General features: G+C 63.8%; 7 protein-coding genes and 4 pseudogenes. 5 read left to right on the forward strand and 6 right to left on the reverse strand.

Features of this window, described 5'->3' with window-relative positions:
* Positions 1-220: 220 nt before the first annotated feature.
* Positions 221-468, forward strand: a pseudogene (locus ACWEH3_RS35085) (IS481 family transposase); the annotation flags it as partial.
* Positions 469-748: 280 nt separating this feature from the next.
* Positions 749-1815 (forward strand): annotated as a pseudogene (locus tag ACWEH3_RS35090) (IS110 family transposase).
* Positions 1816-2077: 262 nt separating this feature from the next.
* Here the strand turns inward: ACWEH3_RS35090 and ACWEH3_RS35095 are convergent.
* Together ACWEH3_RS35095 and ACWEH3_RS35100 are read right to left on the reverse strand one after the other, a co-directional pair.
* Positions 2078-2341, reverse strand: a pseudogene (locus tag ACWEH3_RS35095) (IS701 family transposase); the annotation flags it as partial.
* A 1071-nt stretch (positions 2342-3412) separates the two neighbouring features.
* Positions 3413-4223, reverse strand: a pseudogene (locus tag ACWEH3_RS35100) (IS5 family transposase).
* 600 nt (positions 4224-4823) lie between these two features.
* On the opposite strand from ACWEH3_RS35100, the gene ACWEH3_RS35105 reads away from it, so the two are divergent.
* Positions 4824-5171: a hypothetical protein gene (locus ACWEH3_RS35105; RefSeq protein WP_450026374.1), complete on the forward strand. Its 348-nt coding sequence runs from the start codon at positions 4824-4826 to the stop codon at positions 5169-5171.
* Positions 5138-5491 carry a hypothetical protein gene (locus ACWEH3_RS35110; RefSeq protein WP_450026376.1) on the forward strand — a complete coding sequence of 118 codons (354 nt, stop codon included), beginning with the start codon at positions 5138-5140 and terminating at the stop codon, positions 5489-5491. Before ACWEH3_RS35105 ends, ACWEH3_RS35110 begins: the two co-directional genes overlap by 34 nt.
* A 185-nt stretch (positions 5492-5676) precedes the next feature.
* On the opposite strand, the gene ACWEH3_RS35115 is transcribed toward ACWEH3_RS35110, so the two are convergent.
* Positions 5677-6000, reverse strand: a complete 324-nt coding sequence (locus ACWEH3_RS35115) for a hypothetical protein (RefSeq protein ID WP_450026378.1) — start codon at positions 5998-6000, stop codon at positions 5677-5679.
* A gap of 276 nt (positions 6001-6276) precedes the next feature.
* Here ACWEH3_RS35115 and ACWEH3_RS35120 point away from each other — a divergent pair, with 276 nt between their 5' ends.
* On the forward strand, positions 6277-6411 hold the full coding sequence (locus ACWEH3_RS35120; protein WP_450026380.1) for a hypothetical protein: 135 nt from the start codon (positions 6277-6279) through the stop codon (positions 6409-6411).
* Between the two features lie 124 nt (positions 6412-6535).
* Here ACWEH3_RS35120 and ACWEH3_RS35125 read toward each other — a convergent pair whose 3' ends face one another.
* From ACWEH3_RS35125 to ACWEH3_RS35135, 3 genes are all read right to left on the reverse strand, one after another.
* Complete coding sequence (locus ACWEH3_RS35125; protein WP_450026382.1) at positions 6536-7054, reverse strand: hypothetical protein; 519 nt, start codon at positions 7052-7054, stop codon at positions 6536-6538.
* Between the two features lie 161 nt (positions 7055-7215).
* Positions 7216-7827: a hypothetical protein gene (locus ACWEH3_RS35130; protein WP_450026384.1), complete on the reverse strand. Its 612-nt coding sequence runs from the start codon at positions 7825-7827 to the stop codon at positions 7216-7218.
* A gap of 231 nt (positions 7828-8058) precedes the next feature.
* Positions 8059-9273: an NAD(P)/FAD-dependent oxidoreductase gene (locus ACWEH3_RS35135; protein ID WP_450026388.1), complete on the reverse strand. Its 1215-nt coding sequence runs from the start codon at positions 9271-9273 to the stop codon at positions 8059-8061.
* Positions 9274-9762 lie beyond the last annotated feature (489 nt).

Raw genomic sequence — 9762 nt, forward strand, 5'->3', positions numbered from 1 at the left:
CGTAGAGACCGACCACCACCACACACCGCTCACTCACCCGACACACCCAGCCCTACCACGCCGCCCAACGACCGACACCGCACACTTCCACACTTCGTAGGAAAAACTTCTATAGCCTAGACCAAAGAATTCAACCGGCCATTTCGTCGGGATTCCCAAGCGGACGAAGGATCGAGTGGGGCGGAAACACCGCAGCTAACTGTTGCGTGGTCGTGACGTGGCGCGAGCGTTCTTCGCCGTCCACGGCATCAGCCACATCCAGCGGATCGTCACCGATGACGGCGCCTGCTACCGGGCGACCGACTTCGCGAAAGTCCTACTCGGAGTTCGCCACCAACGCATCACCCTCTACACGCCGCGGCGCAACGGCAAGGTCGTGCGCTACCACCGGATCCTGGCGCCCACGAATGGACCAGCGAAACCCAACGGACCGACGCACTCGGAATCTGGAACATCCACTACAATCACTGTGAGTCTTCGGGTGGCTGGTCTGGGACTGGCCGACCAGGGTAGGCGGCCCGGCTCGACTTATACAATTACTGGCCCTCGCAGGTGTCCTTCGGTTGGACATGTCCGTTGCGGAGTCGCAGCGGCCGAAGCCGTCCTGTCCCACTTCGGTTTCCTGATCAGGAGATTGCCCGACCTGCGGATCGTGGCCCATCACAGTGCTGAACCGGAGTGACCTCTTCCCAGAACGGCGTCGGCCGCGCGCGGCCGGACCGCTGTTGCTGCAAGGAAGGTAGCCGACGTGACCATCGTCGCGCACAATCACCCCTCCGTCATCGGCGTGGACACCCACGCACGCAACTACGCTCTCGCGATCGTGGCTGCTACCGGGCAGCCCATCGACTCGGCCGAGTTCCCCACGACCAGGGCGGGTATGGCCCGCGCGATCGCATGGGCCACGCGACGCACCGGCGGGGACCTTGCTGCCCTATGGGTCGTCGAGGGCGTGGCGACATACGGCGCCCAACTCGCTGGCGCCACAGCCGAGTCCGGTTACCAGGTCGTCGAAGCGCCGCAGATGAACGCCCGTGTCCACCGCGGAGTCGGGAAGTCCGATCCGCTCGATGCCCGCCGCATCGCCGAAGTCGCACCGCCTCTGGAGGAAACCCAGCTGCTTCACCCACGCTCCGACGAGGGCGAACGAGCCGCGCTGCGTGTCCTGGTGACAGCTCGAGACCACATGACCGGTGAACGCACCGCGACCGTCAACGCGCTGACAGCGCTGATGCGTGCGATCGATCTCGGCATCGACGCTCGTCGCCCACTGCGCAGCAAGCAGATACTCGAGATCTCCCGCTGGCGCCCCCGACAAGAGCCACTGGCCCGGGCAACCGCTCGAGCCGAGGCCACGCGCCTGGCCGACCGCGTCGTGGCACTCGACGACGAACTCACTGCCAACAAAAGACAATCGCCACCCTCCTACGCGCCACCCCAGCCGCCGGCCTGCTCGAGAAGACCGCAATCGGACCCGTTACCGCGGCCGCCTGCCTGATCGCCTGGTCACACCACGGCAGGATTCGTTCCGAAGCTGCGTTCGCCTGCCTGGCCGGGGTCAACCCCATCCCCGCGTCGTCGGGCAACACCGTCGGTCATCGCCTCAACCGCGATGGAGACCGGCGGTTGAACCGTGCCCTCCACATGGCCACGATCACCCGCATGATCCACGACCCCACCACGCGCGGATACGTCGAACGCAGCCGCGCCGAAGCCCGAACCACCAAAGAGATCCGACGCTGCCTCAAGCGCCACCTCGCCCGCCAGACCTACCGCCACCTCAACGCCACCAGCGACAAACCTATCCCAGCTTGACAAACATCGAGGGGATTCCTGCTCCCGACCCCCGCTCAGCATTGGCCACCGACGATGGAGATACCCGAAGTTCGATCTAGGACCTGACCCGTTCCACGGGGTTTGATCTTGAAGGGGGATCGGGGCGGCCCCCGATCCCCCTTCCGGAACGAGATGTGCGGATTTCGTCGGTCACCACGGCGTGTCCGGGTATCCACCGGGCCGCGCCGGGTTCGGCCGCGGTCTGCGTGTCGTTATGATCATGTGTTGATCGCTGTCGCCGTTTTCCCTTTGCAGCAACGGCTTCCGTACCGGCGAGCCAGGCCAGGGCGACCATGGACAGGGTGACGTGGGCGTACTACGTCCGCCAGCTGCGGACCTGATGGTGGCCCAGGCCGACTTCGCCCTTGGCCTGCTGGAAACACTCTTCGATCCGCCGCCGTGCCCCTACGGTCCACGCCAAGTCCGCGAGCGTGGACCGGCGCGGTCCGTAGCAGATGTATTAGGCAATCTCGGCAGGGTTGGTGATGCTGCGTCGTGCCAGGAGCTAGTTGTATGAGGCCGTGACGTTGGTGACGCCGATGTGGAGGCGGCTGGCTACCTAGCGAGTGATTTAGATGGCGCTCAGCTTCTTCTTTGTGCGCCAGCAGCCAACGCGCGCCCGATAGCGACTTGCGCCAGATTGCGACAGCGAGGACAGCGGTACTGCACGTCTCGCCGCAAGTCTGAAGCGGCTGGGTCTCAGTCAGCCGCTTGGGATGGACACCCTTCCAGCCGTACGAATCCCTCACACCGGGAAGCAATGTCAAGCCAGCCGCCAGTGTTGTAGATGACAGCATTCCCCTCGCCGTCCCACAGCACAACGCGGTACCGCTGATTACGGTGACCTTCTCGAACGACAGCATAAACGTCACCGAGTGCTGAGTGCGGCGGTCGTGACCCGTCGGCAATAATGTGACCCATGAAATGAACCATGCTCTCATCGAGAGCCGCTGACATTGAAAGAAATTTACTTCCGTGGCGCCCGAGGGTGTCGACTTTTATTATACGGCATAGGAAAGAATAATTTCCCCCTCCCGGGCTGGCACGTATCGTTGGCCGCTGAACCGACCCACCCTCCGCGATTGCACATGCGGTAGCGGTGGTCACGCTTTTTCAAAACGCCCGCCCTCACTACTCCGTGACATAATCCAGCGGCACCGAATATCCGAAAAATGCAATTTACAGCCAACCACAACCGCGCAATGCGTCAGTGTAGGCATTGTCGCAATCTTCGCATATGACTATCGAGGAAGTAGGATCCCATCCTGGATAAGCGGCACTCATCTAATCAATCGCCTAGCATGAGTCGTCTAATCAATCGCCTAGCATAAGTCGACTTCCCTCTGACGCATTCTTTATGGATTTCTAGAACTCTCGTTTCGGCTCGCATTTAATCGAGAGACGATCTGCAGATCCGGTTACTGATATCTCATCCCGCACGTACTCCGCGAGAAATATGGGATCTTCTCGCAAAATATCTTCATCCATTACCTACGTCATCACCAATATGCCCATTTCGATTCTCCCTCCCATGCGGCCCCTGTGCCTATTTCTTCAACTCCGCTAAGAGTATGTCTCATGTGGCTGATTTGGTGAGTTTCTTGTAGCAGGTCAGTGCCGCGGCGAGGGTGAGGGAGGCGAGGAAGTGGGTGGCCTTGCGGTCGTAGCGGAGGTTGAGCCGGTGGTAGCCGCCCGGCCAGGAAATCGTGCGCTCGATCACCCGCCGGTGGCGGCCGAGGCGCTCGGAGGATTCGATACCCTTGCCAGCGATGCGGACGCCGATCCCACGGTTTCGCACCCATCGCCGCAGCTCGACGGTGTCGTATACCTTGTCCACGTGCAGCTTGCCGGGCTTGCGTCGGCGCGGACCGCGCCGCGATCGGATGGCAGGAATCGCTTTGACCAGTGGACACAGCGCTTCGGCGTAGTTGGTGTTGGCAGCCGATATAGCCACCGACAGAACGATCCCGCGCGGTCGGACAGCACGTGAATCTTCGAGCCGGGCTTGCCGCGATCGACCGGGCTCGGACCGGTTAAAGATCCCCCCTTTTCGCCCGCACACTCGCCGCGTCGATCACCGCTCTCGACCAGTCGATCAAGCCCGCGCCGCCCAGCTCACCCAGGACAGCGTTGTGCAGACGCCGCCACAGCCCGGCTTCGGTCCACACACTGAACCGGCGATGCGCGGTCAGCACGGTGACCCGAACGAGAGCGGCAGCATCCGCCACGCCGCTGGTCAGCACGAACAACACCGCGGTGAACACCGCACGCTCATCAACCGGGGCGGTACCACCACCCTGCGGACGCACAGTGAACTGCGGAAGCAACGGCTCGACCAATGCCCACAACTCGTCCGGGACGAGACGTTTCGACAACTCATCGACCACGAGTCGAACATCATGCAGCACAGCCGATTCCGGCACAACGTGAACGAATCACAACCACGTAAGACACGGTCTAAATGCGGAGAAATATCCAGCTATCTTATGGCCTTGCCGATCGTACCGCTCGCTCATGGTCTTCATCTCGCGGAAGAGTCGCTGAGGGGCTGCTTCGGGATCAGACCCTCGCACAAGTTTTACCGTTGCACGAGTCTCTCCGCCCAAGTCGGCCGCCTTACCAAAGAAAGCGCCTCTCCAACCACCGATCAAGTTCCGACCACAGATAGGTGGACGCTTGCGGCCGGCGGCATACCCCAGACCCCTCACCACGGCGTTCCCGGTGCGGGGCACGCATCCAGATGACAACGGAGAAGAGTTCGCGGGGCAGTAGCCATACCTCTACGCATTGGGGTTGACATGCCGGTGTTGAAGTAGCAGAGTATTGAAGTGAGCGCTCACATCAAAACTGGACGTGGGAGCGGCCAGCCCGACCGTGAACAGCTCACCTCAAGCCCGGCATCGACAACGACGTCAGCAGGCCGACAACGAAGTCGGCCGCGCCGGGGTAAATCTCCACGACGCCCACCAGCCAGAAACCCGATCCTTATGTCCTTAAACCCGTTCAGTCTCTTCGGTCTGGTCGCTGCGCTCGACGACAGCAACATCCGAGCCCACCTCACCGGGACCGTCGCCGACTGCACCGTGTGCACCACCACCTCCAGCCCGGACACCGCTTGCCCAGCCGGGCGCGCCGCCGAACTCACCCACACCAAAATGCAGCGATCGAAGGCCATCGACATCGTCGACCACCTCGCCGCAACAAAGGAGAAGGGGGAGACCATGGCTTCGAAGACAGACCCCGCGACGAGCAATCTCGCCAGCCGCCCGGCCGATCGCGCGGGTGCAGGCGAGGACCCGCGGTGGCCGCCGACGCAGAACCGGGCTCTGCGATGACCGCACTACGCCCTCTTGCCTACGGCTACCTACGCGACGACCTCGCCAACGACTGCGACCGCGACTCGGATGAGGAGAGATTGCGGGCCGCAGCCACAGCACTGGGCTACGAACTGGCCGCCGTATTCTACGAACCCGCACCACAAAGCGGACTGCTCCCCCCCGCATTCGCCGACCTGATCCAAGAATGCCGCCGCGCCGCCGCGCACGCGGTGATCACCATGCAAGGACACCTGTCGAACATGGCAATCTCCCGCATCATGCTGCACGAGGTCCTACACAGCCGCACCCAAGCCATCGTCCACGAAATACGACACTGAACCGACACAGAAGTCGTGAGGCTCTCTTGCCGGATCGAGTCACCGCCCCCCGGCTCAGGTGGAGAGGTCGTCGAGCCAGCTGCCCAACGCGGGTGTCGTTAAAAATCCGTGCACCAGCCGCAGTGCGTCACGATACTTACCGTCATCCCGAGCGTGCCCGGCGCTGCCAGCACCGAGGTTTTCTATTACTGGAAGCTGCCGCTGCCGGAAGGCTTCTTGAAGTCCACGGTGGTGCCGTAGGCGGTGCCCTTGGCGCCCGGTGCCACGCTACCCGCAGCGGCGCCGGTGCAGTTATCGGATTCATGGATGTAAGCGGTGCGGTTGCGGGTGTGATTTTCTACAGTGATCTCCATCGGGCCGACCTTAATGCACCGGTCGAGGTCACCGAACCTATCCTCGTACGCAATGCGGTTGATGATCGCGAGCTCGCCGGAAGCCGCAGTGCCAATAGGCGCCAGTGCAGTGAGGGTTGCTGCAGCGATCCCAGCTGCGACGGAAAGTATCTTCACGTTCGATTTCTCCAGTATCCACTCGATGCTTCACGGACCCGCCGGCCTGAGGCTCTCCGCGACTATCGAAGCCAGGCACCTTGCGTAACAGCCCCGCCTGTGATCAGCTGCAAAGACGAAGGCGGGGCTGTTACCGAGAGTTCGCCGCACCCAGGCTCGTGACTACTCGAGGGCGTGACCGAATTAGTGGACCACGAATAGTTTTGCATGCCAATGTTTTTTGATAAATTTGACCGACCGGGGTCGTTGTGAAACATGTTGCAGTACAGTCACCGCTTGGCCGAGGTTCTGCCACAGATGGAACCGGTCAGCGACCTGCAGCGCGTCCGGGGCGCCCTCGCGTGCTCTCTCGGCATGCGTTCGGCGATCGTGGCGGTGATCTCGTCGACGCTCCCACCGCGGGTCATGTGATCAAACATGACATCAGCCAATGCCAGGTCGGCGGTGTCGCAGTCGACATGGACCGACACATGCCGCAGCCGCGGCGCCGAAACGGGTGCGCGAACCGGTGGTAGGCCCGTCGACGATCCAGAACTCACACCGCGGCCGAGGTGCGGTCGGCGGCCAGACGCAGGCGCCTGGCCAACGTCCCGGCCGGGTCGCAGCCGAGGTGATCGGCGACCTCGCGCATGTTCTCGGTCAGGTCCAGGCGCATCAGCTGCCGGGCGACCTCGATCTCGGAGGCGTCGAATTCCTCGCGGATCTCCGGCAGCGGCCGGGCGTCAGTCCATGCCTGGCGTAACTGGATGGTCATCTCGGTGTCCCAGTAGAGGCTGCGAGCGCGGCGGTGCCGCTCGCGCAGTGACTCCCGCCAGTCGAAATCCGGTGACCCCAGCAGCGTCCGCAGCGTCGGCACCGCGGTGGAATCGCTAACGCGGACGTGCGGCGGAAGAAGCTTGCGGCACTGTCCCCGGATCGCGGCGACGCTGCGACCGGCGCGTGCGGCGATCTGCTCGACCGGCATCCCGGTACGCAGCAGCTCGACCAGTTCGATGTTGCGTTCGTCGGTCCACAACTCGTAGGCGCGGCGATGCACGCTGCGGTCGACTATCACAGACCCTCCCTGCACCAGTTTCCCTGTCGTGCATCGTATTTCGGGCACACCAGGTTCATGGTGGCCGTCCGCACCGACACTGGCACCGAAACAGCTGGGCCGCAGCATCCCTGGCCTGAGGTCGATGCGGAACCCTGTCTGCCCAGTGCATGGTCGCGACTTCAGTGGGTGACGACGTGGTCGACGACGCTCGGCCCGGTTCGGGCGAGATCCGAGTCGAGCACTGTGGTGCGGTAGGTGTTCCAGTCCGACAGCTCGGGGAGGTCGCGTTCGGCGCCGCGCTGCAGCATCCGGTCGCGGATCTGGGCGGTGTCGGTGTCGACCCACACGGTCCGGATCTGCGCCTCAGGTACCTGGGTGATCGTGCGGATGTAGTCGGCCAGCGGCATCCCGCGCTGGGCGGCGGTCTCGACGTAGCCAGGAACGGGGCGTCCACCGCGCCCGGGCACCGCTTCGCGCTCGTGACCGTCTGATGGACCAGGGCGGCGTAGAGATGTGGGGCCACGACACGGCGGTAGGTCGCTGTCGCGGTCGTGCGGATTGCCGTTGAGTTCCGACATGACCGATTCCTCGAGTTGCGGCGCGAAAGTGTCCTCGTCCAGCACCACGGGATTCCGCAGTTCCGCCAGCAGCTGGGTGGCGGTGGTCTTCCCCGCAACGGGGACGCCGCAGAGGATGGCAGTCCCCGCCTCGGATGTCGCGATGTCGCGCAGCGCTTGCAGGCCGGTGGGCGAAAACAGAAGAGACGGTGAGAGCTTCGGGTAAATGGTCACGAAGTCATCATCCCGAGGGTTGGTTGAGCGGGACCTGGAGTTAATCGGGGGTGCCTCTCCGCAAGGGGCCTGCCCGGTCCATAGAGCCATAGAGCCAAGGCAGTGACGGATCCAGGTGACGGGTGTGCGGAGTTCGTATCGGTGCCCGGGGTGACCATTCGAGCGGCGCGGCCGTAGCGCGCTGAGGGCGCACGCGGCCGTTTGGGAATCGGCGATACCGCGCAGAGGCAGTCAGTGGGCGTCGTAGATGCCCTGGTAGTGCCCAAGTGCCGTGTCACGGATCTTCGCCTCGCTCCAGTCGGCGAACCGGTCGGGGGCGAGCCGGTCCGGGTCGACAAGGACGTCGCCTGTCTCCAGGAGCATGTTCGCCAACTGCCGGCCAATACCGCAGGCATGAGTCACCCAGGACGCCTCGGCGAACCACAGGCCGGGTACGTCGGCCGCAGGTCCCACGAGCGGAATCTCGTCTGGGGTCAGGGCGAACACGCCGTTGAGTCGGCGCCCCCGAGGTGCCTGGCGGAAGGCCGGTACCAATGCAGTCGCCGCGGCAAACGCGTCATCGAATTCGGCTGCCCAGAACGGGCACTCGGCCGAGGCGAGCGCGGCGGTAGGTGTCAGCGGCAGCGGCGTGTGGGAATAGCTGCCCAGCCCGTAGCGGCGGCCGTGGCGGCGGGTGTAGACCGCGTGGTCCGGGTATCGGACAATAGGGACATCTATGGCGGTGTCATCGAGTTCGCGCCGCTCGGCGGTAAACAGGTAGGGGTGCTGGACGGCCACCATGGGGAGCCGGACTCCGACTTGGTTGGCCAGGGCCGGTCCCCAGATGCCGGTGGCCAACACGACCCGCCTAGCCCGCAGTAACCGGCTTTCCCCGCCCACACGCACCCCCACGACCCGACCGTGTTCGATCTCCAGCCCACGCACCGGCGTCTTCCACAAGAAGTGCGCTCCGCCCTTCTCCGCAGCATCGACCAGGGCGTGGGTGAGCGCGGCGGGGTCAGCAGCGCCGTCGGAAGGGATATACAGCCCTCCGAGAGCACGCTCGGCGTTCACCAGTGCGGGCGTCTGCGCCACAGCCTCGGACCTGTCGAGCACCCGTGCCTCGATCCCCAAGCGCCGGCCGTGCTCAACATCCCGGTGGGCCTGTTCCATGCGCGTGGGTGTGGTGGCGACCTCCAGGCAACCGACCTGCCAGAACAACGGTGCGGGCGCGGCCGCCGAGAGCTTCTGGTAGGTGGCAACACTGTCCTTGGCCAGTACGGCCAGCTCCTCGGTGGCACTGAGTTGGCCGATGAATCCAGGGGCCAGACCGGTCGAACCAGACAGTACGTCACAGTCTCGGATATCAAGAACCGTTACCCGCTTGTGCCCAAGCCGCACCAAGTGATAGGCCACCGAAGCTCCCACCACGCCAGCACCGACGATCAGAACCTCATCTGCGGCCATGACTCTTCACTCCTCCGTCTGCATAATCACCACGACCATATGCGGCGAGAACACGCACCCAACCGCGAGAGTCCGGCAAAGGCATTCGCGAGCGCCCCGGTGCCGGGCGCAAATGGATGCGGTGCAGTAACCCGCGCGGGACACGACCGACTTCCATCTGGCCACAGGCCCCTCTCCTCGGTTGCCCGGCCGCTGGGGGTCTCGCGCACCACGATCTACGACTTCGGGGCCGAACTCGGCAAGCAGTTGGGCGGCCGGGGAGGACCGCCCGATGCCGGATATCGCATGGACGACTAGATGTGATGTCCAGGGAGGTTGTACCGGGTTGGAACGGTGAGCCTGTGTGACTGGTGAAGGCCTCCGGCGGTGAAGTGGAGCTGTCGAATTCACCGCATCACCGATCCGGAGGCCTTCGTGTCCCACGCTAACGCAGCGTTGACCCCGCGTACTCGTCTACGACTGGCCCAGCTCGTCGTCGACCGCGGCTGG

This window comes from Nocardia sp. NPDC004718, from assembly GCF_053601535.1.